At 68.1% G+C, this 24,076-nt stretch carries 27 protein-coding genes, 1 tRNA gene and 1 pseudogene; 20 read left to right on the forward strand and 9 right to left on the reverse strand.

The annotated features are described in order from the left end of the window. Positions 1–7 precede the first annotated feature (7 nt). Positions 8–430 (reverse strand): Zn-ribbon domain-containing OB-fold protein, encoded by a 423-nt coding sequence (locus DPM19_RS05640; protein WP_111863700.1) that lies wholly within the window; start codon positions 428–430, stop codon positions 8–10. 323 nt (positions 431–753) lie between these two features. Between DPM19_RS05640 and DPM19_RS05645 the strand changes: the two genes are divergently transcribed. Then, on the forward strand, positions 754–1,464 hold the full coding sequence (locus tag DPM19_RS05645; RefSeq protein WP_111863701.1) for a TetR/AcrR family transcriptional regulator: 711 nt from the start codon (positions 754–756) through the stop codon (positions 1,462–1,464). A gap of 31 nt (positions 1,465–1,495) precedes the next feature. Here DPM19_RS05645 and DPM19_RS05650 read toward each other — a convergent pair whose 3' ends face one another. Next, entirely contained in the window at positions 1,496–2,416 is a 921-nt protein-coding gene (locus DPM19_RS05650) for an LLM class flavin-dependent oxidoreductase (protein ID WP_111863702.1), read from the reverse strand. Between the two features lie 151 nt (positions 2,417–2,567). Here DPM19_RS05650 and DPM19_RS05655 point away from each other — a divergent pair, with 151 nt between their 5' ends. Then, the gene (locus tag DPM19_RS05655) at positions 2,568–3,527 is read left to right on the forward strand and encodes a hypothetical protein (RefSeq protein ID WP_146778746.1); all 960 of its coding nucleotides are present in this window, start codon (positions 2,568–2,570) and stop codon (positions 3,525–3,527) included. A gap of 45 nt (positions 3,528–3,572) precedes the next feature. On the opposite strand, the gene DPM19_RS05660 is transcribed toward DPM19_RS05655, so the two are convergent. Continuing rightward, a complete protein-coding gene (locus tag DPM19_RS05660) occupies positions 3,573–4,733 on the reverse strand; it encodes an acyl-CoA dehydrogenase family protein (protein WP_111863704.1) in 1,161 nt (386 codons plus the stop codon). Between the two features lie 338 nt (positions 4,734–5,071). On the opposite strand from DPM19_RS05660, the pseudogene DPM19_RS37020 reads away from it, so the two are divergent. After that, positions 5,072–5,287, forward strand: a pseudogene (locus tag DPM19_RS37020) (helix-turn-helix domain-containing protein); the annotation flags it as partial. 174 nt (positions 5,288–5,461) lie between these two features. Here DPM19_RS37020 and DPM19_RS37025 read toward each other — a convergent pair. The 3 genes from DPM19_RS37025 to DPM19_RS05680 form a co-directional block, all read right to left on the reverse strand. Then, complete coding sequence (locus tag DPM19_RS37025; protein ID WP_407642486.1) at positions 5,462–5,845, reverse strand: DUF6924 domain-containing protein; 384 nt, start codon at positions 5,843–5,845, stop codon at positions 5,462–5,464. A gap of 1,091 nt (positions 5,846–6,936) precedes the next feature. Beyond that, positions 6,937–7,422 carry a MerR family transcriptional regulator gene (locus DPM19_RS05675; protein WP_111863706.1) on the reverse strand — a complete coding sequence of 162 codons (486 nt, stop codon included), beginning with the start codon at positions 7,420–7,422 and terminating at the stop codon, positions 6,937–6,939. Between the two features lie 9 nt (positions 7,423–7,431). Then, on the reverse strand, positions 7,432–8,307 hold the full coding sequence (locus DPM19_RS05680) for an SDR family NAD(P)-dependent oxidoreductase (protein ID WP_111863707.1): 876 nt from the start codon (positions 8,305–8,307) through the stop codon (positions 7,432–7,434). Between the two features lie 670 nt (positions 8,308–8,977). Here DPM19_RS05680 and DPM19_RS05685 point away from each other — a divergent pair. Further along, positions 8,978–9,904: an aminoglycoside phosphotransferase family protein gene (locus DPM19_RS05685; RefSeq protein ID WP_199484875.1), complete on the forward strand. Its 927-nt coding sequence runs from the start codon at positions 8,978–8,980 to the stop codon at positions 9,902–9,904. A 12-nt stretch (positions 9,905–9,916) separates the two neighbouring features. On the opposite strand, the gene DPM19_RS05690 is transcribed toward DPM19_RS05685, so the two are convergent. Together DPM19_RS05690 and DPM19_RS37030 are read right to left on the reverse strand one after the other, a co-directional pair. Next, positions 9,917–11,311, reverse strand: a complete 1,395-nt coding sequence (locus DPM19_RS05690) for a transcriptional regulator (RefSeq protein ID WP_199484876.1) — start codon at positions 11,309–11,311, stop codon at positions 9,917–9,919. Between the two features lie 148 nt (positions 11,312–11,459). Then, entirely contained in the window at positions 11,460–11,789 is a 330-nt protein-coding gene (locus DPM19_RS37030) for a helix-turn-helix domain-containing protein (protein ID WP_111863709.1), read from the reverse strand. A 126-nt stretch (positions 11,790–11,915) separates the two neighbouring features. Between DPM19_RS37030 and DPM19_RS35145 the strand changes: the two genes are divergently transcribed. The 15 genes from DPM19_RS35145 (at position 11,916) to DPM19_RS05765 (ending at position 23,033) form a co-directional block, all read left to right on the forward strand. Next, positions 11,916–12,080 carry a hypothetical protein gene (locus tag DPM19_RS35145; protein WP_158566709.1) on the forward strand — a complete coding sequence of 55 codons (165 nt, stop codon included), beginning with the start codon at positions 11,916–11,918 and terminating at the stop codon, positions 12,078–12,080. A gap of 62 nt (positions 12,081–12,142) precedes the next feature. Continuing rightward, positions 12,143–12,496 (forward strand): WhiB family transcriptional regulator, encoded by a 354-nt coding sequence (locus DPM19_RS05700; protein WP_158566710.1) that lies wholly within the window; start codon positions 12,143–12,145, stop codon positions 12,494–12,496. Then, positions 12,496–12,687 (forward strand): hypothetical protein, encoded by a 192-nt coding sequence (locus DPM19_RS05705; protein ID WP_111863711.1) that lies wholly within the window; start codon positions 12,496–12,498, stop codon positions 12,685–12,687. The genes DPM19_RS05700 and DPM19_RS05705 overlap by 1 nt, the downstream gene beginning before the upstream one ends. Positions 12,688–13,181: 494 nt before the next feature. Beyond that, entirely contained in the window at positions 13,182–13,574 is a 393-nt protein-coding gene (locus DPM19_RS05710; RefSeq protein ID WP_111863712.1) for a hypothetical protein, read from the forward strand. Then, positions 13,571–14,035, forward strand: a complete 465-nt coding sequence (locus DPM19_RS05715) for a Pycsar system effector family protein (protein WP_111863713.1) — start codon at positions 13,571–13,573, stop codon at positions 14,033–14,035. Before DPM19_RS05710 ends, DPM19_RS05715 begins: the two co-directional genes overlap by 4 nt. After that, a complete protein-coding gene (locus DPM19_RS05720; protein ID WP_111863714.1) occupies positions 14,032–15,018 on the forward strand; it encodes a conjugal transfer protein TraI in 987 nt (328 codons plus the stop codon). The genes DPM19_RS05715 and DPM19_RS05720 overlap by 4 nt, the downstream gene beginning before the upstream one ends. Before the next feature lie 71 nt (positions 15,019–15,089). Further along, positions 15,090–15,299, forward strand: a complete 210-nt coding sequence (locus DPM19_RS05725) for a hypothetical protein (protein ID WP_111863715.1) — start codon at positions 15,090–15,092, stop codon at positions 15,297–15,299. A 2-nt stretch (positions 15,300–15,301) separates the two neighbouring features. Further along, complete coding sequence (locus DPM19_RS05730) at positions 15,302–17,566, forward strand: hypothetical protein (protein ID WP_199484877.1); 2,265 nt, start codon at positions 15,302–15,304, stop codon at positions 17,564–17,566. Between the two features lie 229 nt (positions 17,567–17,795). Continuing rightward, the gene (locus DPM19_RS05735; RefSeq protein ID WP_199484878.1) at positions 17,796–18,059 is read left to right on the forward strand and encodes a hypothetical protein; all 264 of its coding nucleotides are present in this window, start codon (positions 17,796–17,798) and stop codon (positions 18,057–18,059) included. Between the two features lie 35 nt (positions 18,060–18,094). Continuing rightward, entirely contained in the window at positions 18,095–18,430 is a 336-nt protein-coding gene (locus tag DPM19_RS05740) for a hypothetical protein (protein WP_111863716.1), read from the forward strand. Then, positions 18,427–19,245 carry a deazapurine DNA modification protein DpdA family protein gene (locus tag DPM19_RS05745; protein WP_111863717.1) on the forward strand — a complete coding sequence of 273 codons (819 nt, stop codon included), beginning with the start codon at positions 18,427–18,429 and terminating at the stop codon, positions 19,243–19,245. Before DPM19_RS05740 ends, DPM19_RS05745 begins: the two co-directional genes overlap by 4 nt. Further along, positions 19,242–20,201 carry a bifunctional DNA primase/polymerase gene (locus DPM19_RS05750; protein ID WP_111863718.1) on the forward strand — a complete coding sequence of 320 codons (960 nt, stop codon included), beginning with the start codon at positions 19,242–19,244 and terminating at the stop codon, positions 20,199–20,201. Before DPM19_RS05745 ends, DPM19_RS05750 begins: the two co-directional genes overlap by 4 nt. Next, positions 20,198–21,358 carry a DUF3631 domain-containing protein gene (locus tag DPM19_RS05755; RefSeq protein ID WP_111863719.1) on the forward strand — a complete coding sequence of 387 codons (1,161 nt, stop codon included), beginning with the start codon at positions 20,198–20,200 and terminating at the stop codon, positions 21,356–21,358. Before DPM19_RS05750 ends, DPM19_RS05755 begins: the two co-directional genes overlap by 4 nt. Before the next feature lie 136 nt (positions 21,359–21,494). Beyond that, on the forward strand, positions 21,495–21,707 hold the full coding sequence (locus tag DPM19_RS05760) for a helix-turn-helix domain-containing protein (protein ID WP_111863720.1): 213 nt from the start codon (positions 21,495–21,497) through the stop codon (positions 21,705–21,707). A 3-nt stretch (positions 21,708–21,710) separates the two neighbouring features. Next, entirely contained in the window at positions 21,711–23,033 is a 1,323-nt protein-coding gene (locus DPM19_RS05765; protein ID WP_111863721.1) for a site-specific integrase, read from the forward strand. Between the two features lie 413 nt (positions 23,034–23,446). Here DPM19_RS05765 and DPM19_RS05770 read toward each other — a convergent pair. Beyond that, positions 23,447–23,520, reverse strand: a tRNA-Pro gene (locus DPM19_RS05770). Positions 23,521–23,657: 137 nt separating this feature from the next. Between DPM19_RS05770 and DPM19_RS05775 the strand changes: the two genes are divergently transcribed. Further along, positions 23,658–23,963, forward strand: coding sequence for a hypothetical protein (locus DPM19_RS05775; protein WP_199484879.1), 306 nt, complete (start codon positions 23,658–23,660; stop codon positions 23,961–23,963). The last annotated feature ends 113 nt before the right edge of the window (positions 23,964–24,076 follow it).

The following is a 24,076-nucleotide window of genomic DNA, read 5'->3' on the forward strand; positions in this document are numbered from 1 at the left end:
GGGGCTCCTAGCTCAGCGGCCTGAAGGCGTACGACATCACTTCCGTGCCGTCCTCTTCGGCCCGGAAGGGGAAGACCACCAGTTCCAGCTCCATGCCGAAACTGATCTCGGCCGGGTCGCTCACCGTCAGCCGGCCCTCGACCCGCACCTCGTCCCCGAGCTGCACCAGGCCGATGGCGAAGGGGCGGAACGTCTCCTGTGTCTCGCCGCTCGCGTAGGGCTCCTTGGGCAAAAACTCCTGGGTGGTCCAGGTCCACAGGGTGCCCGTGCGCGGCAGCAGCACCTGCTCCATGCCGAGGTCGCCGCAGCGCGGGCACGACGACTGCATCGGGAACGTCGTCGTCCCGCACCGCCCGCACCGGCCGCCGATCAGCTGCGGTCGCTCGCTGGGCCAGGTGAAGACGTCGGGAGCGAAGGGGATCTGCGACAAGCGACCGCTCCTAGCGTGCGGGCCGGTCGGCCAGGCCGCCGGCCGTGATGAACCGGCAGGGCAACCGACGGCCACGTGGCCCTCGGGGGACGGACATCCTGTGCTCCTCGTGGCGACCCGGCAGAGGCGGACCGAGCCTCGGCAGGCCGCGGTGTGGCAGGGCCGGCTTCCGGTCACAGTAGTGTTCCCCCGAGCATGGAAGCAATATCGACATCGAAATCAATTATTGAGACCCTCGCCGCACGCCCGCAGGGCCTACGCTGTGGCAGGGCCGGCGACCTGCGGAACCGTCGCCCGCCGTGCACCGCCAGAAAGGATCACTTTTGCCTGAACGGACCGACCGCAGGGCCGCCCTCCCCAACGCCGGCCGAGGCCGGCGCGGCGACGAGGAAACCGACAGGCGCCGCGGCACCGGGCGCACCGTCCGCGGGCGCGAGACCCGGCGCCGGCTCCTTGAGGGCGCCAAGGCGGTATTCGAACGCGACGGCTTCCTGCACGCCCGCATCGCCGACATCTGCGATGCCGCGGGCATCTCCCACGGCTCCTTCTACACCTACTTCGTCTCCAAGGAGGAGATCTTCACCGAGATCGTCGACTCGGTCGAGCTCACCCTGCTCACCCTGGAGCCCGCCCCCGCAGACGCCGACCCGATCGAACGCATCCGCGCGGCGAACGAGCACTACCTGCTGGCCTACGGGGCCAACGCCAAGATCATGCGGGTCATCCACCAGGTCTCCACCATCGACGCCACGGTCCGCGAGACCCGGATGCAACGCCAGGACGCCTTCGCCCGGGCCATCGAGCGCCGCATCCGCCAGCTCCAGGAGGGCGGTTTCGCCGACCCCGCGATCGACCCCGCCTACGCCGCCCAGGCGCTCGGCGGCATGGTCGCCCACTTCGCCGACTACCTCTTCAACACCGACAACACCTTCGGCTTCGACCTCGCCACCGCGACCGACCAGCTCACCCACATCTGGACGAACGCGCTCGGCATGCGCGGCCCCACCACGGACCAGGCACCCGCGCGCGACTGATCGACCAGGTAGCCGGGCCCGGACCGCGCCGTCAGCCGGCGGTGAACGCGCCGGCCACCGCGGAGAAGCGGTGCAGGGTATCGACCGGAGCGAAGTCGGCGAACCAGACGTAGAACCGGTCGACGCCCTCGGCATGGCGGCGGGCGAAGTGGTCGGCCAGTTCCGGAGCGGTTCCCACCACGAGGCTCTCGCCCATCTTCGTCGCGCCGAACCGCCGCCGGGCCAGGGCGGTCACCTCCGCACGCCGGTCCTCGTCGGGGACGAGCGCGACCATGACCTGCATCGACACGCGTGCCTCGCCCGCCTGGTCCCGGAGGGCGCCGAGCCGGTCGAGGGCCTGGACCGGTACGTTCCACCAGTCGGCATGGGCCCTGACCAGGGCGAGGGTCCGCGCCCCGGCTCCGCCGATCGTGATCGGGATCCGCCGGGTCGGTACGGGTCTCTGCCGGGCCCCGGTCAGCGTGAAGTGCTCGCCGTGGTGGTCGATCTCCTCGCCGCTCCAAAGACTACGCATGATCTTGATCGACTCGCCGAGCCGCCCGACGCGCCCGGCCGGCTCGGCGGCCGGAAACCCGAAGACCTCCATCTCGGCGGGGACGGACCCCCACCCGATGCCGAGCTCGAACCGGCCCCCCGAAGCGTGGTCGAGCGAAGTCACCTGGCGGGCGAGCACGGCGGGATGGCGGAACGCGTCGCAGAGCACCAGGTGCCCGACGGTGAGCGTGGTGGTGTGGGCGAGCACCCAGCCCGCCATCGTCATCGCGTCCCACATGTCGTGTTCGAAGGCGAGGGGCGGAGCGAGGTGGTCCATGAACGCCATGCCCTCGAACCCGGCGTCCTCGGCCGCACGCGCGCGCTCCACGATCGCCCCGTGGGACATCCGCATCTGGGGCAGGAACAGATGGAAGGACGGGTTCACCGGCTGACCCCCACCGCACGCTCGGATGACCATGAACAGAGCGCGATCGTAACATCGAGATCAAAGTCGATTCACCGCCCCGGTACCGAAGGCGGCGGCGTGCATCGAGGGCATGGCCGGACCGCGGCAACCGATCGGCAACCGGACGGGCTTAGCGTTCGGGTCTCGTCGATCGGGGGTGCCCATGAAGATGCTGGCAAGATGCGCGATGGCCGCGAGCATGGCGCTCGTCGTGGGGGTCGGTGCCGCGGCGCCGGCGGCGGCGTTGCCGCCCGGGGGTACGGGCGGTCCGGGGGAACCCGCGGAGCCGGTGGAGCCGGTGGAGCGGCCGGTGGTCACCGAGGAGACCAAACGCCTCCTGGTGGGGACGGGCGGGATCGTCGCGCCGCCCGGCCAGCTCTATGACGAGCCGTTCCCCGACGCGCCCACCGCGGGGATCCGCAAGGTCGCGGCCTCCCTGCAAGTGAAGATCAAGAGCGTCTCGACGCTGGTGACGGTGCCGGCGGGGCTGAACGTCGGCGCGACGAAGATCAGCGTCCGCTACTCGACGCCCGCCGGATCGCAGTGGGTCGAGCAGGACTACGTCAACGGCACCGGCAACCGGTTCCTCCACCACTATCCGGCCGGCGACGGGGTGAAACGCGCGAACGGGCTCGGCATCAGGATCCAGCAGGGGGCGGACGTCTACTTCATCCCCTGGGAGATCCCCGTCGAGCCGCTGTACGACGTCACCTACGGGCCGCTGCGCTTCCACGAACTGGACTTCTGTGACCTGGTCTCCACGGCCGACCCGATCATCGGCTTCCGAAGGCCCGGGATCGGCTTCACCGTCGTGGAGGCGGACATGGACGGCTCCACGGCCGATGTACCGGAGTTCGCGGGAACGGTCACCGAGGTCGGCAGTTCCCGAGGCCTGATCACTCACGAGGTGGGCTGGCTGGAGAACGATGACCCGCCGTGGTGGTTGCCCCTGGGCAACGATTTCAGGGAGCCGTTCTTCCTCGACGTTCTCGCGAAGGGCCCTGCGCTGCTGCCCGGCACGTCCCGGCGCGTCACCTTCCAGAAGACGAGCCAGGACGAGGAGTGCACCGCGTTCTTCGCCTACGACATCACCTACAAGCTGCGGACCTACCCGTACCTGTGAGCCGAGCCGTCGTCTCCCGCGCCGCACCCCCGGAGACGGCGGTGTTCACAATCCGCCGCGTTCGATGAGCTGGCGGACGATCACATTGCGCTGGACCTCGTTGGTGCCCTCTCCAACGATCATCAAGGGGGCGTCGCGGAAGTAGCGTTCCACGTCGAACTCGGTGGAGTAGCCGTAGCCGCCGTGGATGCGGATGGCGTCGAGGGTGATCCGCATGGCGGTTTCGGAGGCGAAGAGCTTGGCCATCCCCGCCTCCAGGTCCACACGGTGGCCGGCGTCGGCCTCGCGGGCGGCGTGCAGCGTGAGCTGGCGCGCCGCCGAGAGCGAGGTGGCCATGTCCGCGAGGTAGTTGCCGATCGACTGGTGCCGCCAGATGGCCTTGCCGAACGACTCACGTTCCTGGGCGTACGCCAGCGAGTCCTCCAGGGCGGCCCGGGCGACGCCGAGCGCGCGGGCGGCGACCTGGAGCCGCCCGGTCTCCAGACCCTTCATCATCTGCGCGAACCCCGCGCCGGGTACACCGCCCAGCACGGCTTCGGCGGGGACCCGGTAGTCCTCGAAGGACAGCTCGCAGCTCTCGACACCCTTGTAGCCGAGTTTGGGGAGATCCCGGGAGATCGTCAGACCGGGGCCGTGCTCGACGAGGAGGATGGAGACGCCCTTGTGCGCGGGCGTCGCATCGGGATCGGTCTTGCACATCAGGGCGATCAGCCCGGAACGCCGGGCGTTCGTGATCCACGTCTTCGAGCCGTTGATCACGTAGTCCCCGGCGTCCTTGCGGGCGACGGTGCGCATGGCCTGCAGGTCGGAGCCCCCGCCGGGTTCCGTCAGGGCCATGGTCGCCCGGATCTCGCCCGTGGCCATCCGCGGGAGGTAACGGCGCCGCTGCTCCTCGGTCCCGAAGCGGTGCAGGAGCTTGGCCACCACGGTGTGACCGCCCATCGCCCCGGCCAGGCTCATCCAGCCGCGGGCGAGCTCCTCGGTGACGAGCACGTAGCAGGGCATGGAGACGGGAGTGCCGCCGTACTCCTCCGGGACGGCGAGCCCGAAGACACCGAGTTCCTTCATCTGCTCGATCAGCGCCCGCGGGTAGGTGTCGGCGTGCTCGAGTTCCCGGGCGACCGGCCTGACCTCCCTGTCGACGAAGTCGCGCACCGTGCCGACGATGATCTGCTCGTCCTCGGGCAGCAGGTCCATGTCGCCCATACCGTCGCGCTCCTTGCCGGGTGGTGATGACGTGTTCGGCTTCCAGGTGGCCGGTGGAATGGATTCAAGGCGCACACACCCGACGACCGCGCTCCACGCTAGTGGGACACCAGGCTGTCCGGGCTACGGGGTGGACCCGTCTTCGCCTTTCGCGGCGAGGGCGAGCAGCCGGTATTCCCCCCGCCGCCCAGCACCACCGGGGACCATCCCCGCGTGCGCGGGGAGCAGAGGCCCGAAGCGGAGATGAGGGGATTCGAACCCCTGCCCTCTCAATGCGAGCAAGGTGAGCAGTTCAGGGGCCAGGGAGGGGGCCACACTAGATACGGAAGGGGGCCACCATGAGCGGCACCGCCGAGCGACGCCGCGAGTTCGGCGCCTACCTCGCCGGTTTGCGGCGGCGCTCCGGCCGCTCGCAGCGGCAGTTCGCCGCCGCGCTGTGCGCCGTGTCGGGCGCCCAGTCGATCACATGGAACGAGGTCTCCCGGTGGGAGCGCGGGGAGCGCATCCCGGACGTGTGGCTGCCCACCTTCGCCCAGGTACTCGGGGTGCCGCTGCGTGAGCTGGAGCAGGCCGCCGCGTACGCCCGGAGGGACGCTCAGGCCGCCCTGCCCGGGGTCGCGGCCACCCTCGCGGACCTGCTACCCAACGGGGATGCTCTGGAGCCCTTAGCGACCCCCTTCGGCCGTCGGATCGGCGCCACCACCGTGGACGGTCTGAGGGACATACCTTCAGAATCCTCGGAAGATACCGTCTTCGTCAACAGCGTTGACGAACTCGTGAAAATCCATGTTGGCGAGCGAGAGGTTATTCTCAATCGACCAGAATTCGGCGGCAATGACACGGACCTCTCCTCGGGGTTCCGCCAAGAGGTCAATGACAAGCAACAGCATTTCGGGAGAGTCGATGGTGGTCTTGTCCACCACCGCGATGAACCGACGCTGATACTCTTCCGGGAGCAGCGTGAGTATCTGATCCGTCGTGAGATCTCGGTAGGCAGGATCGTCAAGAACGCCCACAGAGGCCACGAAGCCATCCTCGTTGGGTGTACCGATGGCCACGCATACGGCCTCCCATACTCCCTGGTCAGAGAAGTCGGTGCGGAGCAGTAGCACGGCTTCAGCCCTCCTTCACGGCTGCGTCACTGCCTCTGTCTGACGATCGGGCCGCTGAGGGCAGCGGCGGCCAGCTCGGAACCACACCGATCCTGCCACTCTGCTGAACTCGATCCAGACCGGATGTCCTTCACCAGATCACTGAACGTTATCCGCCGGCAGACTACAGGCCAGGCGGCTTTTTCCCCCTCAAACATTGACTTTGACGCTCACTGAAACGATCGAGGAGATCTATGAGCGACCGAACCGCCGACGCCGTGAACGCACCTGCCCCCGCGTCGTAAAACGCGGCCGCCACAACAGCTATCCGGTCAAGCGCCCCCACCACAAAACCATCCGGCACACCGAACCGCCACAAATAAAGATCATGAACCCTGCGGCTTAATTCACGGGCATTGCCTCCTGCCCTGTCACCGTCGGCCCTGGCCAGGGGCACGGTGACGTACTCGGGTGGAGCCGGAACCCGCGGGCGGACGATCCGCTTGTAACAGACTCCATTCCCGCGAATACTCATCAGCGACGACCAACGGATCGACGAAGAACTCCACACGCTGATGAGCCTCGAGCTCCTCGGCAATGAGCGGGCGGTCATCGGTCATCGGCTCCCAGATCGGTAAGTCGTCTCAGTCATACCTACCTCATGACACTCAATCCGGTTCCGATGTAGGTCCTGCCCCGAAGCGGGCGGCTCCAACGAAACCCGTCAAGCGCCCGCATCGCAGCGGGCCCTTTCCGGGTGCCCCGAGAGACGTTTCACACACGGGCGTGGTCGACCCGCCCAGCCCAGTCGACCCGGTGGTCGAACCTCCAATCGAGGGATCCGATCCCGCCCTTGGCTGCCCTCCAGAGAAAGTACGGGGTGAGGAGCCGTACGACCAGTCGGGCAAGCCGTTCGTCGCCGCCCCACGATGCCCAGGTACCGGGCTTTCGGTGCGTCCGGGTCGATGATCTGCCGGGTCCGCGAGTGGATGCCGTCGGCTCCGATCATGACGTCCGCGTCAAGCCGATGTCTTCGCCCAAGTGATGAAGACGAGGGTGACCGTACCGACTGGGCGCGGTGGACCCATTCGGCGCGGTTCGGTGCCGACGGGTCAGGCCTCCTCATCTGACGACGGGCCGGTGTGGCCGCCATAGGTGGCGATCTTGTATTCGGTCGCCGCCAGCGACAGGGTCAGCTCCTTGAGCTGTCGGCGGATCGTGTCGCGGTGTTCGAGCAGCAGGTCAAGGCGCTCGGGGACGGTGTCGTCGCCCTTGTCGGCCAGCCGCATGTAGTGCTGAAGGTCGCGCATGGCCATCCCGGACAGCCGCATGCGGGTCAGGAATACCAGTCTCCGTACCGCCTTCGCGTCGTAGCTGCGGTGGCCGCTGGCGTCGCGGGCCACCTCGACCAGCCCGATCCGCTCGTAGTAGCGCAGCGTGTGCGGCGACATGTCGAGCAGGTCGGCGACCTCCGTGATGGTCATGGGGGCGGTGGCGGCGCTGACGTCGACGAGGCGGTGGATTACCTCGACCGACATCGGGCCGTCGACCTCGTCGAGGGCAGCGAGCGCCTTCGACATCAGATCGTCCGTGGCCATGGCGACACTCTAGATCGGCCGGGCGGATGCGGTAACGCCGGGGAAGTCGGCGGCACGCGCGGCAGGGGCCCAGCGTTCGAGCTCCTCCAGGTTCTGCCGGTAGGACCTTCCGATGCGCTCGACCGCCTCACGCCCGAGCGGAAGGCGCAGCGGCAGCTCGTCACCGGCGACCAGGTTCACGATGATCTCCGCGGCCCGTACTGGATCGCCCTCCTGAATCCCGTCGGCGCTCGCCATGTCGTTGCGGACGGCCTCCAGCAGCCCGGTGTACGCGGCGCTGGCGTCGGCGAACCCGAGCACGTCGGGCGCGTTGAACGAGGTGCGGAACCGGCTCGGCTCGACGATCATCACCCGGACCCCGAACGGCGCGACCTCGCTGGCCAGCGCCTCCGACCAACCTTCGAGCGCAAACTTGCCGGCCGAGTACGCGCCGACACCGGGGAAGGAGGTGCGCCCACCCTGGCTGCTCATCTGCACGATCGTGCCCGACCCCTGCTCACGAAAGTACGGCAGGACGGCCCGCACGAGCGCCGCCGGACCCAGCAGGTGCAGTTCCAAAGACGCGCGAAGCTCCTCCTCGCCGATCTCCTCGGCCGCGCCGATGACCCCGCGGCCGGCGTTGTTCACCAGCACGTCCACCCGATCGAACCGGTCGACCGCCGACCGTACGATGTCCCCGGCGCGCCCGGTGTCACGCACGTCGAGCTCGGCGACCAGCACCTGGTCGCGGTGGGCGTCTGCGAGGTCGGCCACCGACCCGGGCCGCCGCACGGCCAGCACCACGTTGTCGCCCCGCCCGACCGCGCACTCGGCGATGGCACGGCCGAAGCCCGCCGACGCGCCGGTGATGATCCATGTCCGCTGAGTCCCTGGTTGAGATGTCATGCCAACGACGCTAGGAGTTCGAGCGCGCTCGAACGCAAGCGCGGCGTCCGCCGCTGCTCGTCGACGATCAGCCTGCCGATGCGTTCACCGCCCCCGGCCAGCCTGCCGAGCCGTACGTCGTCCCTTGCTCCCGAACCCAAGGACCGGATACGCCCACCACGGACCAAAGCCGCCCTCGGTTCACTGAGGATCCTTCAGTTCGCCGCAAGCCCTGGGATTTCCAGACCCCCGCCAGGGTCCGTGAAACCGGGGGAACATCACCACTGGCACGCCTCGCTGGAGGCCCGGGCGGCGATCAACGCCCACTCCCCCATCCCGTCCTGGAGGAACTCCTCCAGGCCCGGACAAGGAAAAAGGGAGACGATTCCAAGATCGTCTCCCGAAATTCTCCCAGGAGAGGTTTTTCACCTCTCCGAGCGAGGCCCTAAAGTAGGCCTGACCTGCGTCGGGACGGCGGGATTTGAACCCACGACCCCTTGACCCCCAGCTACCCGCAAGCTCGACCACCCCCTGTTCAGCCCAACGTCAGCGCCCCTCCCCCGTCTACCGGCGTCCACCTGCGTACAGCGCTAGCCGCTGCTGTAGCTGTACCGGACGGCTGTACTTCCCTGAGGCAAGACGTCGCCCCGGCGACCGGGACGACCGGCATAGAGAGGGTAGTTTGCGAAGCATGACAGGCCACACCGCGCCGGCGAAGTCCTCCCACGAAGACGTGTTCACGCCTGCCGACACCGCCCTGACCCTCGAACGGGCTTGCGCGCTTGCGGGTTTGGACGCTGAGGGCGCCCAGCTCATGCGCTTGGGCTCCAACGCTGTCTACCGGTTGGCGGCTCCCGTCGTCGCTCGCATCTCCCGAACGGGGGCCAACGTTCAGGAGGCCCATCGGGCAATCGGCGTAGCCCGCTGGCTGGAATCTGTCAGCTACCCGGCGGTGCGCGCACTTTCTCTCGATCAGCCGGTTATCGTTGACGACCGGTGCGTGACTTTCTGGGAAGCGCTCTCTGACAACGGAGACGAATACGCTTCAGTCCGCGAGACAGCCGAAGTCCTCGCACAGCTTCACGCGCTTACTCTTCCCCCCAACCTAGAACTCCCCCCACTGTCGCCATTTGAAAAAGCAGATCGCCGTATTCAGTCGAGTACCAAGCTTAGCCCTGCCGACCGTGACTTCCTGACGGAAAAGCTCACTGAACTCAAGGCTAGTTATTCCGCCCTGAGTTTCTCTCTCCCCCAAGGTGCTATCCACGGAGATGCGAACGTTGGCAACGTACTCCGCGACCGACACGGCAAGGCCACCCTTATCGACCTGGATGGCTTCACTGTCGGCCCCCGAGAGTGGGATCTAGCCCTTACCGCGATTTACTACGATAGATTTGGTTGGCACACTCGTGAGGAATATGAGACCTTCACCGAGGTCTATGGATTCGACATCATGAAGTGGACTGGCTACCCAGTCATGCGTGATGTTCGAGAATTTCTCATGGTGACTTGGATTAGCCAGAAGTCAGGCGAGAGTGAACAGACTGCCACAGAGGCAAGGAAGCGGATTTCGGCGCTTCGTACAGGTGCAAGCCGAAAAGATTGGCACCCTTACTAGCCTTCTGATCAATCAAGGCGTCGAAGCAATCCGCCATAGACGTGATACTTCCGCCTGTTCACGGAAGTCACTTACGACTGCTGTATGCCCGATACCGGCGAGGCGCTGACGAAACTCACGAAGGTAGCTCACACATCGCGCCGACCGGAGCTGCTCCCCCAAGGTCAGGGCATCAAGAGCGACGCTACAGGCTCGCTCCACCTCGCCGGCCCCCAGATGGGCATCCGCAAGGACCATAGTCGCAAAGAAGTCACTGCGCAGATACACGCCATCATCGATGGTGCCCAAGCATTGATTCGCGTAGAGAGACGCATCTACCGACCGGCCGAGGTCACGGAAACAGTGCCCGAACTCTGCAGACAGTTCGGCGTCATCGAAGTAGCGAATCCACTCGGGGTCATTTTCGGTATTTCGCCGCTCAAATGCTCGCACCGCCTCAGACAAGGCAAGGTCGCATGCACGAGCGTCCCCGAGTCGAGCAAGCGCGCGAGCCTCCATCGCGTAGAAGTGCGCAGATAGGGTAGGTGTCGCGACTCCCTGAGTGCCACTACGCGCAGCACGCGCAAGGTTCGCCGCATCCTGAAATCGCCCCACGAATGTCGCTTGATGACTCATGGCGTCGAGAATGCTTGCGGCCAACAAGCGATCATCTCCAGCTTGAGCGAGACTCAAAGCCTGGATGAAATATCGCTGAGCCAGTCCATGCAAGGCACTGTCATACGACATCCACGCCGCAAGTAGCGTTGCTTCCGCCACCGCCGAAAAAAGCGCCTTACGTACCGGTTCCGCGTGCTGTCCGCGCAGCATTCGCTCACCATCAGAGGCCAAGTACTGAATAAGCGACTGGCGAGCATGACCACCGCCAAAGCGATTATCAAGCTGAACGAACATGTCAGCCGTTGCCCGGAAGCGCTCAACGTCAGAAATCCCGATCTTCGGCCCAACCGTCCGCCGATTAGCAAACGGGACATCGGGATTGATGAGCCAACGCAACGTGGCCTGATTCCATGCGTCTGGATCGACTTGCCCCTTAACAAGAAGAGTGGCGCCGTCTAGATCTGCATGCCAGAGGTGGGCAAGACTTTCCGCACCGGTATCAAGCGTCTCGGGATAGGTCATGCCGAGGTCAGCCGGCAATACGTTTGCAGCGGTGGCCATGCCGATTTCCGCCAGCGTTACCGGTCGGCCCAACTTCCGCCCAAGCGCCGCAGCGATGAACGTCGGAGTCTTACCACGTGGCTTCATGCCCTCAAGCCAACGAGCCACATAGGTGTGATCGCATCGGGTCAAGGGCTGTCCAGCACTCCGCGACTCGTCCATGTCGGCGCGCGCGAACGCCTTATGCGAGGTGAAACCAGCCTGCGCCATCAGACGAGCAAGACGATCGTTCGGGGCTCTGGCCGTCATACCCCCATCCCGAGTGCACATCTGCGCCCCCCTGTGCGCCCTGTCGTGCGCTCTGGGAGGTCAAGCAAGCTAGGTCGTGTCCAAAGGTAACGAGCACCCCGCCCCAGAGTCGACCGGCTGAAAGGAGGTTCTGCGGATGAACGCCCACCTACTGACGCAAGCGCGTTTCGATGTCCTCAACGCGCTGTCGGAGGTCTGCCAGCTCTGCGCGCAGACCTTCCAGGACCGGCGCATCCGTCCCACTGGGCTCGCTGGCTCGACCTCCCATCGACACCCGTCGCAAATGATCCTCGGAGAAACCGAGGGCACGAGAGATGGCCGCAAGCGTCGCACGCGAGCGCTGGCGATCCATCCCCTGTTGGATCTGCCGCAGCGTTGCAGGCGAGATACCCGAGCGCTCAGCCAGTTCCCGCTGAGTGATCCCACGTTCCTGCATCCGCTCGTTGACCGCCCGCGCAACGGCTGCCCAATCACCCATATCACCCTCCTGACCAGGGGCTAGGCCCTAGACCCACCGATCGAAGCGTACTCAGGTAATCGCGCTCTTGACAGCGCTACTTTTAGCGCTCATAGTTGCGCTAACGGATCCAAGGAGGTTCCGCCGATGTTTCCTCAGCCCAAGAAGTACGGCCGGTACGTGGCCGCCGCGGTGTTCGTGGTGTTCGCGATCCAGAGCCCTGAGGCCGCCGCGCTGCTGGTCAAGCAGGCCGGTGGTCTTGCTCTGGGTCTGGCCGAGTCGCTCGGGACGTTCGTGGAGGCGTTCCAGTGACCGCCCGCGGTTCCGGCACCCAAGGGAGTGCCGTGGGGCGCTGGGTGCCGGGACCGCTTCCCGTGTCGATCGATGTGGAGGAAGACGTGTTCATCCCCCTGCCCCTGGTTCTGGATGCGGTCGTGGTGCCGCTGCGGGACTTGCGTGATGACCTGCTTGAGGGTGCGCAATGCCGGTTTGACCCGGATCTGCACACTGGGCCGGACGAATTCGCCGACGAGTCGCCCGAGGAGTGCGCGGCCCGTGAGGACGTGGCCCGTGAGGTGTGCGCGGCCTGCCCGCTGCGTCTTGAGTGCCTGGAATTCGCGCTGCGCGTCCTGCCCGAGTGCGGCATCTGGGCCGGTCTGACCGCTGACCAGATCGCCGCCCTGGCCGATGACCTGCCCGAGGGGCTGTCGCTGGGTGAGGTGGCGTGATGAAGGTTCGCATCATCGGGACGGCCGAGGAACTGCCCACCGCCCTGGCAGCGCTGGGACGGACGTTCACGGTGCTGGAGACCTCCCGCCCCTACCCGCGCCGCGGTGACAGCCAACTGTGCTCGGTGTACCTGGAAGTCCGCCTGACCCCCGACCGCCCGGAGGACCTGAGCGGGGGTGCGACGCCGTGACCGCCCGCGCATGGGTGCGCTTTGCCACCTGGTGGTTGCTGGTGGGTGCGTTCTCCATGGTCGTCCTGGCCCACCTGATCCCCTGACCCGCCCGCACCAACGAACAGGAAGGAACCCCACCGATGGCCGGCACCGACGCGAGCAAGGGCAAGTCCGCCGACTGGCCGCACGGCGAACCCAAGAGCGTCCGCGACGCCTACGACGCCAAGAACGGCACGACCGGCAAGAAGTAGCTGTGGCGCCGGGGGTGGCCTCCGACCAAGAACGGCCTGCCCCCGGTGGCCCCTCAACCCCACCAAACCCGGAAGGGAGTGATCCGCGTGAGCTGGCACGAGTGCCCCGAGTGCGGCAACGCCTACGACGACGCATCCGACGCCAACCGCTGCTGCCGGTCCTAACCCGGCCGGCTTGGGCACCGGGGGCGGCCTCCGACCAAGAACGGCCCGCCCCCGGTGGCCCCTCAACCCCAAACAGGAAAAGGGAGCACCCCCATCATGACCGACACCACCCCCACCCAGGAACACGCCCGGGCCGACTACATCACCGGGCTGCGGACGCTGGCGGACCTGTTGGAGCGCTTGCCCGAGGTCCCGCACTACGACCTTGGGTCGATCTCCTTCGCGCTGGGCGGCACCCAGGATGAGGCGTTCGAGGTCATCGACCGGGCCGCCGCCGCGCTGGCCGCGGCCGGCATCGACCACGAGTACCGCGAGTACGGCGAGCACTCCCGGGGCGTGGAGTTCCGCGCAGCCGGGGTGCGCTACGGCTTCTCCCGCCTCACCGACCAAGCGCGCGAGAAGGACAACGCGCGCCGGTCCTACGAACCGGTGATCCAACTCGACCCCGCCCCCGCCCACGCCACTGCGGGAAACGAGGGCGGCCGATGAACACCGAGGGAATCGGCTTGCTCGCCGACGAGCTGGCGGCCGTGCGCGGTGAACTCGTGCGCATCGACGCCAAGTGCGCCACCCTGGCCGGGCTGTCGGGGGCCGCGCTGGCGTTCCTGGTCACCCAGACCGGCACGGCCGAACCGTGGCCGGTACGGGCGCTGCTGGCCGCCGCCGGCATCGCCCTGGCCGCTGCCGCGGTGCTGCTGCTGGCTGGGGTGCTGCGGCCCCGGCTCGGTTGTACCGGGTTCCTGCGGTACGCCACCCAGAGTGCCCCGGAGATCCGCCGTGGCCTGATGCTCCTCAATCCCCACGGTGTCGAAGAGCACCAGGCGACCGAACTGCTGGTGCTTTCGCGCATCGCCCGTGCCAAGAACGTACGGCTACGGCGGTCGGTGGACCTGATGACGGCCGGTCTGGTCTTGGTCGGTGCTGCGCTGCTGGCGGGGGTGGCGCTGTGACCACCCGACTCCCCACCCCCGACCCGGACCCCGAGGACATCGGGCAGGGCATCGCCGCCCTAGAGGCGCACCTGGCCGCCCACGCCCCCACCGAACCGCCCGCCCCGAACGGCTCGGACGAGTTCGACGGGGAGACTCGCCGGGTGCGCAGGTTGCGCGCGCAGGTCGCCGAAGCTCGGATGTTGGCCGACCTGCACGACGATGACACCCCGCTGCTACTCGACAGCCGCAAGGTCCGCCGCCGTCGGCGCGCCGCGCACGAGGCCGCCCGGTTGCACGCCCTGGCCCAAGACCCGGCAATGCGCGCCTGGCAGGCCGCACGGATGCGCCGGGTGCTGGTGACCGCCGCGATGGTGTCGCTGACCCTGGCATTGGCGTGGTCCACGGCCGGTGTGCAGAAGTTCGCCGCCGACGGCGCCCCCGCATGGTCGCCGTCGTGGCTGTTCGCCTGGCTGGTAGAGCCGTTCATGTCACTGGCGCTGCTGGTGGTGGTAGGCGCCAAGGCATACATGGGCACCCGCGGCCAACCCATCCACTCGCCGACCCTGACCCGGATCGAATGGCTGTTCCTGGCACTGACGCTCGCCATGAACGGATGGCCCTACGCCCCCGGCATCGCCGCCGAGTTCAGCCTCTCCCGGCTGGTGCTGCACCTACTGGGACCGGTCGTCGCGGTGGCCGTGGTGACCGCTCTGCCGATCATTTTGGAGGCGTTCGCCGGGCTCGACCACGGCACCGTTACCGGCGCCTCTACCGGTGCCCCTACTGCCCCTACGTACAGGCATAACGCGCCCACCGGCGACCCCGCCGGTAGCCCTGCGGTGCGGGCCGACGTAGGCGAGTTGACCCGTCGGGCACGGGACCTGATCGCCGCCGGGGCGCTGCCGGTGAATCCCTCGGCGACCGCGCTCCGTGCCGCGTTGCGGTGCGGGACCGACACCGCCCGCCAGGTCCGCGACGAACTCCGCAACAGCACCCAGTGACCCCGGACCGGTCCGGGGGCCACCAGCCACGAAACGCCCCCGGACCGGCCCCTCATAGGAGGTGAACCACCATGACCGGGAACCCGATGACGCGCTTCGAGCCGCCGCCCTGGGAGGAACGGCCCTGGCGGGGCCTGGACGGCCCGCCGTGCCCGACCTGCGGCGCCCAGGACACCCGATGGGACTGCATCAGCCCGGACTACCCGGGCGACTGGTGGGAGTGCCGCAACGACCACCGTTTCCTGCTCGACCACGACGGCCGTACCTGGCGGGAGGCGTAACGATGACCGAGAACACGATCCCGAACAGGAACGACCGCGGTGACGCCGAGGTGATTCCGCTGCGTCCCGACACCGACGCCGGAACCGGCGCTGAGTCGGTGCCGACCGGCCGGCCGGTGCCCAGATGGGCGCGCGAGCGCCGGCCCGCCCACCTCGACCAGCCTGCCGAGGAGATCCCCGACAACGCCGACGCCCCGGACGCCGACGACGCCGAATCGGTGGTCATCACCGGCACCGTCGTGGGCGCCCCGGTGGACCCGCCCGACGAGCCGCGCCGTTTCCACCCGCGCCGCACTCGCGCTGAGGTGCGCCCGCCGGTGATCCCGTCGTGGATGAACTCCCGCGCAGCGGTGCGCGAGTCTGTCAGGTGGGCCGCGGGTGAGGTGCGCTACCGGGTGGAGTTCCACGCGGTCCGCTTCCCCAAGTACGCCGCCAAGGTGCTGGTGTTCGCCCCCGTCGGTGCGGCCCGCCTGGTGGTGCGGTTGCTGCGCTGGGCCTCCGCCGAAGACGGTAACTGGGACCTGCGGCAGGCCGCCGCCCAGCGCGGGGACGCCGACACCTGGATGAAGCTCGACGCGCGCCGGCAGCGTCAGGCCAAATGGCGGTGGTCGCTGGCCGCCGGGGTGGGCGCGGTGGCCGCGGCCGGTGGGATGGTGCTGGTGTTCGGCGACGCCCCATGGTGGTGGCGGGCCGCCGCTTTGGCGGTGGGGTTGCCGGTGCTGGCCCGCGCCGGCCGCCCCGCCGATCGGCCGATCACCGACCGGGTGTCACAAGGCAAGACCTACCGCAAGCTGACCGCCGACCTGGTGCGCCGTGCCCTGATGTCCCTGCAACTGGCGGGGATCAACTCGGCGGTCGCCAAGGACCCGGGCGCGATCTCCTTCCCCGTGGAGATCCACCGGGATGGCCCCGGGCACCTGGCGATCGTGGACCTGCCCTATGGGGTGGAGGCCGCCGACGTCATCGCCCGCCGCGGCCGGCTCGCCTCCGGGCTGCGGTTGCCGCTGGACCAGGTGTGGCCCGAACCGGCCCCCGGGCACACCGGCCGCCTGGCCCTGTGGGTCGGACACGAACCGGCCTCACAGATGCGGCAACCGTCCTGGCCGCTGCTCAAGGGCGGGCAGGTGGATGTGTTCAAGCCGTTCCCGTTCGCCACCACCCCCCGCATGAACGTGGTGGACGCCTCGCTGATGTACCGCAACTGGCTGTTCGGCGGACAACCCGGTTCCGGCAAGACGTTCGCGCTTCGGTTGCTGGCGCTGGCCGCCGCGCTGGACCCGCGGGCTGAGCTGCGGATCTATGAGATGAAGGGGGTGGGGGACTTCAAAGCTTTGGCGCCGGTGTGCGCTGAGTACGGCAACGGGTTCGATGACGACACCCTGACCGGATGCGCCCAGCTCATCGAGTGGCTGTATGAGGAGTGCCAGCGACGCTCCAAGCGCATCGACCACTACGCCGCCGCCGGCAAAGCCCCCGAAAACAAGGTCACCCCCGAACTCGCCTCCCTCAAAGGGTCGGGGCTGCATCCGCTGGTGGTGTGCCTGGACGAACTCCAGGAACTCATGCTGTCCCCGCACGGCAGGCGGGCCGGGGAGATCCTGGAGAAGGTCATCAAACTCGGCCGCGCCCTCGGGGTGGTCCTGATCATCGGGACGCAGATCCCCGACAAGGACAGCCTGCCCACCGGGATCACCCGCAACGTCAACACCCGGTTCTGCCTGTCGGTGGCCGACCAAACCGCCAACGACATGATCCTCGGGACCAGCCAGTACAAGCTCGGCCACCGCGCCACCGTCTTCAAGCCCGGACCCCCCACCGAAGGCGGCGAAGCCGGATGGGGCATCCTGCGCGGCATCGGCGAGACCGGCGCCCGGTGCTCCTTCTACGTCGACTCCGACCAAGCCGCCCGCATCATCGACCGCGCCGTCACCCTGCGGCGGGATGCCGGGACCCTGCCCGCCGAAGGCACCCAGACCCGGGAGACCAGCCCGGCCTATGACGTGCTCGCCGACGTCGCCACCGTGTGGCCCGCCGGGGAGGACGCCGCATGGAACGAGACTCTGCTGGAACTGCTCGCCGAGATGCGGCCCGAGGTGTACGCCGGGTGGAAGCCCGCCCAGCTCACCTCCGCCCTGTCCACCCATGGCGTCAAGGTCGGGCAGGTCGGTCGGCGCATCGACGGCAAGACCGTCAACCGCCGCGGCCCTCACCGTGCCGACATCACCACCGCCATCACCGACCGTAATCACAAGCGGAGTGCCGAGTAGGCCCGATTCGGGTGCTAGTGCTAGCGACCCACCCTGCTAGCGCTAGCACCCCCGCTAGCACCCCAACCCTGCGATCACCAGCACGTTAGCCGCTAGCGCCCTGACCAGCCAACACCCCCAAAACCGCCCCTGAATGAGGTTTGTGACCCCTACCACCGGGCCGCTAGCCCAGCTTCACCGTTCCCTCTGCCCGTCACTGTCCGTCACGTTCACCTGTGGGAGGACCGCTGTGAGAACCCTGTTGCTCGCCGCTGCCGACACCCCCGGAACCGGCACCGGAACGCTGATCCTGTTCGCCCTGGCCGCGCTCGCCGTCTACCTGATCTCGTGTCGGATCTGGCCGTTCACCGCCTGCACCAAGTGCGAGGGCGCCGGCCGGTTCCGCTCGCCCAACGGTCGCGCCTGGCGGTACTGCACCCGCTGCAACGGCAAGGGCGCCCGGCTGCGCACCGGCCGCCGCATCCTCAACCACCTCACCGGCACCCGCCGCTAACCCCCCGCTCTGCCCCGAAGGAAGGACCACGCGCGATGACCGCCAACCACGCCATGTCCGCCGGGATGCCGCCGGTGGCCAACCCGGACGGGATCACCACCGGCACCCCGTGCGGGTGCACCGGATGCGCCGCACACGAGGGCCCGTGTCGGTCCCTGCACCAGTTCCGGCACCCGCAGACCAAGACCGCCATGTACCTGGAGGACACCGAGCGCGGGCCGCGCTGCCCGTACTGCCTGCTGGTCACCACCCGACCGGGCGCAACCGGGCAGCGGGCCGCCGCCGCGTTGGAGCGGCCGGCTGCGGCCGGACAGCAAGACGGGCTGTTCGATGCCGCCCCCTACCGCACCCGCCACAGGGGCACGCAGTGACCGCCCCGACCATCCCGACCGCCCCGGTGTTCTATCTAGGTGCCCACCAGCCGCACTGGCTGTGGCGGGTGGCCTTCCCGCTGTTCGTCTCCCACCGCCAACTGGCCCGCAAGGGGCGGTTGCGCCGGGCGGGGTGCCGGTGGGCGCTGGATTCTGGTGGGTTCACCGAGCTGTCGCTGAACGGCCGGTGGACCACCACCCCCGCCCAGTACGCCGAAGCGGTGGCCCAGTACGCCGAACACCTCGGCCGGTTGGACTTCGCGGCCCCGCAGGACTGGATGTGTGAGCCGTTCATGGTCGAGCGCACCGGGTTGAGCGTGGCCGAACACCAACACCGCACCGTGGCCAACTACCTGGAGTTGACCGCACTCGCCCCCCACCTGCCGTTCATCCCCGTGCTGCAGGGCTGGAAGCTGCCGGACTATCTACGGTGCGTCGAGTTGTACGCCGCCGCCGGCATCGACCTGGCTGCGCTGCCGCGGGTGGGGCTGGGGTCGGTGTGCCGACGGCAGTCCACCGCCGAGATCGGCCACATCGTGGCCACCCTCGCCGGGCTCGGGTTGCGGTTGCACGGGTTCGGGGTCAAGACCGGCGGGTTGCACCGCTACGGCCACCAGCTCTCATCCGCGGACTCCATGGCGTGGTCGTTCACCGCCCGCCGCCGGCTCCCGCTGCCCGGGTGCACCGGTCACAAGAACTGCGCCAACTGCCTGACCTTCGCCACCCGGTGGCGGTCGGCGCTGCTGGCTGACCTGACCGCCCGCGGCCACCAAACCGACCTGTTCACCCTCCCCACCACCGAAAGGGCAGCATGACCACCGCCCCCGACCGCACCGAGCTGGCCGCGGCTGCACTGGCCGCCGCGGCCCGCGGGTGGCACGTCTTCCCCCTCACGCCTGGCGACAAGCGGCCCCTACCGAAGTTCACCGACTGGGAGCATCGCGCCACCACCGACCCCGCCCGCATCCGCCGGTGCTGGGACCACGGCCCCTACAACATCGGCATCGCCTGCGGCCCATCCGGGCTACTCGTGATCGACCTCGACAAGCCCAAGCCCGGCGAACACCCGCCGCCCGCATGGGCGAACGAACCCGGGATCACCGAGGGCGCCGACGTGCTCGCCGCGCTGTGCGAACGGCACGGCGCCGACTGGCCCGGCGACACCTTCACCGCCACCACCCGCCGCGGCGGCATGCACCTGTACTTCACCCCACCGCCCGGCACCGAGTTCCGCAACACCAACGGCAAACACCGCACCGGACTCGGGTGGCTCATCGACACCCGCGCCCACGGCGGCTACGTCGTCGCCCCGGGCAGCGTCGTGGACCTGCCGGACGGCACCGGCCGCTACGAGGTGGTTCATGACGTGGCGCCGGCCCCGCTCCCTGACTGGATAGCCCGGCTGCTGACCGAAGTCCGCGCCCCTGCTCCGCTCTTGGGTGCCCTACCTGCCGACCGGGACGGGGTCGGGGACTTGCCCGCCTACGTGCAAGCGGCACTCAAGGCGGAAGCCGACCGGGTGGCCACCGCCGTCCCCGGGGGCCGCAACCACGCCCTCAACAAAGCCGCCTACAACCTCGGCCGACTCGTCGGCGCCGGGCTGCTGGCCGAAGACCTGGCCGCCGAAGTGCTCTACAACGCGGCCGGCGTCCACTTCGGACCCACCCGCGCCGACGTCCGGCCCGGCGAGGCGCGCGCCACGATCCGTTCCGCGCTGGCCGCCGGTGCCCGACGGCCGCGCCACATCACCATGAGGGGAAGTGCAGCATGACCGCGCCCGCCCGACCCGCAAGCCACGGCGCCGTTCTACTGGACGCGCTGCTGAATGCGCTGACCCGGTACGTCATCCTTCCCAGCGAACCCGCCGCCGACGCCGTGGCGCTGTGGATCGCCGCAACCCACGCCCAACCCGCATGGGCGCACGCCCCCCGGCTGGTCATCCGCGGCCCTGAGAAGCGGTGCGGCAAGTCCCGGCTGCTGGACGTGGTGGAGGCCACCTGCCATGAGCCGTTCATCACCGTCAACAGCAGTTCGGCCGCGGTCTACCGGTCCATCACCGACGACCCGCCCACCATGCTCGTGGATGAGGCCGACACCATCTTCGGACCCAAAGCCGACGGTAACGAGGACCTGCGCGGGCTGCTGAATGCCGGGCACCAGCGCAACCGGCCCGCCAAACGCTACGACGCCAACACCGGGCGGGTGGAGTCCATCCCGACGTTCGCCATGGCCGCGCTCGCCGGCATCGGCGCGATGCCCGACACCATCGAAGACCGCGCCGTCATCGTGCGCATGCGCCGCCGCGGCCCCGGCGAAACCGTCTCGCCCTACCGGCACAAACGAGACCGGCGGCCCCTACGGCACCTCGCCGACAACCTGTCCAAGTGGCTGCGCGCCGACCTGTCCGCCCTCGAAACCGCCGAACCGCCCATGCCCGTAGAAGACCGCGCCGCCGACACATGGGAACCGCTCGTGGCCGTCGCCGACCACGCCGGTGGGCACTGGCCCGACCGGGCGCGCGCCGCCGCCCTGGCGCTCACCGCCGACGCCAACGACAACGGGCAGATGTCCACCCGGCTGCGGCTGCTCACCGACTGCCGGACAGCATTCGGTGCCGACAACGCGCTTCCTACGGCCATGCTGCTGGAGCGGCTGAAAGCCGACTCGGAAGCACCATGGGCCGACTTCGGAGCAAACGGCCTGACCGCGATGAAACTCGGCGCGATGCTGCGCGAATACGACATTCGCTCGACCACCGCCCGGTTCAACGGACAACCCGCCAAGGGGTACCTGCGCGCCGACTTCACCGACGCCTGGGCGCGCTACTGCGGTGATGACACCCCGCACGCAGACGCCGAAATCCTCGTTCTCGCCAGGGACAGCCGTAACAGCCGTAACAGCATCGATTCCCCAGCTCAGGCCCGATGAGGCTTGCAACACCGTTACGGCTCAAGCCGTAACACCCGGGGAGCCGTAACGCGCTGAACAGCCAAAACGAGTCTGTTACGGCTGTTACGGCTCCCCCTCCCCAAAGCGCCGGATCACGCCCCAAGGAGACGCCACGGTGACCACCGCCACCGCCGCCCCGCCCCCCGGCAAAGCCCTCTACCGCGTCCACGAGGCCATGCCCCTGCTGTCCCTGAGCCGAGCCAAGATCTACCAACTCATCCGCTCCGGCCGGCTGCGCACCGTCAAGGAAGGCCGTACCCGCCTGATCCCCGCCGCCGCCATCGCCGAATACGTCGCGCTGCTGGAGCAGGAAGCCGAGGTCGCCTGACCCATGACCACCGCACTTGCCACCCCGGACGACTCTGACGAGCACGGCAAGCCCGCCAAGGGGCGCAAGCCCAAGCGGCGCGCCAACGGGGAAGGGTCGATCTTCCCCTACCGCAACGGTTACGCCGCCTACGTCTGGGTCACCACCCCCACCGGCGAGCGTAAGAAGCGCTGGGCCTACGGCAAGACCCGCGAAGCCGTCCACACCAAGTACGTCAAGCTTCTGGGCGAAGCGGCCAAAGGACCGGTGCCCACCAGCGTCCCGACCGTCGAGCGGTACCTCACCTACTGGCTGAGTGACGTCATCGAGCCGAACCGGGAACCGCAGACCTACGCCCATTACGAGACCATGGCGCGCCTGTATGTGGTGCCGGCGCTGGGCCGCAAGCGGCTGGACCGGTTGACCGTCCGCGACGTACAGACGTGGCTCAACCAGCTCCCAAACGCCTGCCAGTGTTGCGCGCAGGGAAAGGACGCTGCGCGCCCTGAACGGCACACCGACGCGCGCAAGCGGCAACGGTGCTGCGCGATCGGCCGATGCTGCAAGTCCTATCCCAGCCGCCGCACGATTCAGGCCGCGCGGAACACGCTGCGCGCTGCGCTCAGCCACGCCCAAGCCGAGGAAATCCTGTCCCGCAACGTCGCCGGCATGGCAAAACTCCCCACCATGCGTAAGCGTGCCCGCGGGAAGTCCTCATGGAGCGTTGACGAGGCACGCCGGTTCTTGGAGTCTGCGCGCAGCCAAAAGGACCCGCTCTATGCTGCTTGGGTGCTCATTCTGGTACTCGGGCTACGGAAAGGCGAAGTTCTCGGGCTGCGCTGGGAAGACGTCAATCTCGACGCCGGTGAATTGTCGGTCAGCATGCAGCTTCAACGCGTCCGCGGCGAACTCATCCACAAAGAGCGCACCAAGACCGAGGATTCCACCGACGTTCTACCGCTCCCGGAAATCTGCGTGACCGCGCTGCGCATTCGCCAAAAGCGCCAGGAAAGCGAGTGCACGGCCCGTAACGAGCGGTGGACCGGTAAGGGCCTGGTCTTCACCACCCGCACCGGCCGGCCGATCGAACCGCGCAACGTCAATCGCAGCTTCGCCCACCGATGCGCATGCGCTGACGTCCGCCCCATCCGCGTGCACGACACCCGGCACACCTGCGGTTCACTACTCGCCGCCCTCGACATCCATCCGCGAACCGCGATGCAGATCCTCCGACACAGCCAGATCGGCATCACCATGGAGGTCTACACGCAGGTACCCAACGAGGTCACTAGAGAGGCACTCAAGAGGCTTGGGGATCGCCTCACAAGCCCAACTCAGCACGACTAGATGAAAGCCCTAGATGCGGAACGGGGCGGTCCGACAGGCGACCGCCCCGTCCAAGCCCTGGCTTGGCGCGTACCCACAGGGTCACGAATGACCGATTCGAACTTCAAGCCCCCTGCCGGGTCTCACCGGGTCGCTGTGGTGCTCCGCATGGAGCGTTTTCCGGCTGTGGCGAAAATTAATGATGTTCACCACCTCCTAACGAGCGCGCCTCTCGGGCGATGCTCGCAACGCGAGCTTAACAAAGCTCAGCCGAAACGCCGTGCCGTTTACGGAAGCTGCCCTTCGGGGCCCACCTCGTTCACGTCAGCGGGGACCACCCGGGGACCATCGATCAAGCCCCGTAGCTGTACAAACCGGCTGTACGAACGAGCAAAGACCACTCCCAAATGATCGGAAGTGGCCTCTGACCTGCGTCGGGACGGCGGGATTTGAACCCACGACCCCTTGACCCCCAGTCAAGTGCGCTGCCAAACTGCGCTACGTCCCGGTGCCCGCCGTGGCGAGCGAGTCCACCTTAGCGCAGCCCGGAGGGTCCTGGGTAACAGGTTTCCGGGGCCGGGCGACACACCGAGCGGCGGCGGGAAGACCCCGGTGGCGTCGAGCGCGCACGTAGGATCACGCAGCGTGACCGAGGACCGTGCGCTGGTGGCGGAACTGTTCCCGGAGCTCACCGCCGAGTTGGTCGGGTTGCTGCGCGCCGAGGGTGAGCACCGGCTCGCCGGTTCCGTCCCGGGCCTGCGCTTCTACGAGTGGTGCGGCTGCCCGGACGATTTCTGTTCGAGCTTCTACACCGGTCCGCGGCCGGCGCACCCCTACGGCCCGGAGCACCGGAACGTGGTGCTGTCACCGCACGACTGCATGATGGTGCTCGACGTGGTGAGCCATGCGATCCGGTACGTGGAGATCCTGTACCGGGGGACGCTCCGCTGAATCGGACGGGTGACGGCGCCGTCACCTCCTTCGTTTTCGCCCGGGCGGGCCGTTACAAAAAAATGATCATGAACTATGTTCATGGCAGGATCAATCCCTCGACAGTCACAAGG

This window comes from Actinomadura craniellae, assembly GCF_003289645.1.
GTDB lineage: Bacteria > Actinomycetota > Actinomycetes > Streptosporangiales > Streptosporangiaceae > Actinomadura_D > Actinomadura_D craniellae.

Bases quoted from the DNA above. Each gene is read 5' to 3' on its own strand.
- DPM19_RS05650 (WP_111863702.1), bottom strand. From the start codon at position 2,416: ATGGTCATCCGAGCGTGCGGTGGGGGTCAGCCGGTGAACCCGTCCTTC.
- DPM19_RS05655 (WP_146778746.1), top strand. From the start codon at position 2,568: ATGAAGATGCTGGCAAGATGCGCGATGGCCGCGAGCATGGCGCTCGTC.
- DPM19_RS05660 (WP_111863704.1), bottom strand. From the start codon at position 4,733: ATGGGCGACATGGACCTGCTGCCCGAGGACGAGCAGATCATCGTCGGC.
- DPM19_RS05675 (WP_111863706.1), bottom strand. From the start codon at position 7,422: ATGGCCACGGACGATCTGATGTCGAAGGCGCTCGCTGCCCTCGACGAG.
- DPM19_RS05680 (WP_111863707.1), bottom strand. From the start codon at position 8,307: ATGACATCTCAACCAGGGACTCAGCGGACATGGATCATCACCGGCGCG.
- DPM19_RS05685 (WP_199484875.1), top strand. From the start codon at position 8,978: ATGACAGGCCACACCGCGCCGGCGAAGTCCTCCCACGAAGACGTGTTC.
- DPM19_RS05690 (WP_199484876.1), bottom strand. From the start codon at position 11,311: ATGACGGCCAGAGCCCCGAACGATCGTCTTGCTCGTCTGATGGCGCAG.
- DPM19_RS37030 (WP_111863709.1), bottom strand. From the start codon at position 11,789: ATGGGTGATTGGGCAGCCGTTGCGCGGGCGGTCAACGAGCGGATGCAG.
- DPM19_RS35145 (WP_158566709.1), top strand. From the start codon at position 11,916: ATGTTTCCTCAGCCCAAGAAGTACGGCCGGTACGTGGCCGCCGCGGTG.
- DPM19_RS05705 (WP_111863711.1), top strand. From the start codon at position 12,496: ATGAAGGTTCGCATCATCGGGACGGCCGAGGAACTGCCCACCGCCCTG.
- DPM19_RS05710 (WP_111863712.1), top strand. From the start codon at position 13,182: ATGACCGACACCACCCCCACCCAGGAACACGCCCGGGCCGACTACATC.
- DPM19_RS05715 (WP_111863713.1), top strand. From the start codon at position 13,571: ATGAACACCGAGGGAATCGGCTTGCTCGCCGACGAGCTGGCGGCCGTG.
- DPM19_RS05725 (WP_111863715.1), top strand. From the start codon at position 15,090: ATGACCGGGAACCCGATGACGCGCTTCGAGCCGCCGCCCTGGGAGGAA.
- DPM19_RS05730 (WP_199484877.1), top strand. From the start codon at position 15,302: ATGACCGAGAACACGATCCCGAACAGGAACGACCGCGGTGACGCCGAG.
- DPM19_RS05740 (WP_111863716.1), top strand. From the start codon at position 18,095: ATGACCGCCAACCACGCCATGTCCGCCGGGATGCCGCCGGTGGCCAAC.
- DPM19_RS05750 (WP_111863718.1), top strand. From the start codon at position 19,242: ATGACCACCGCCCCCGACCGCACCGAGCTGGCCGCGGCTGCACTGGCC.
- DPM19_RS05755 (WP_111863719.1), top strand. From the start codon at position 20,198: ATGACCGCGCCCGCCCGACCCGCAAGCCACGGCGCCGTTCTACTGGAC.
- DPM19_RS05765 (WP_111863721.1), top strand. From the start codon at position 21,711: ATGACCACCGCACTTGCCACCCCGGACGACTCTGACGAGCACGGCAAG.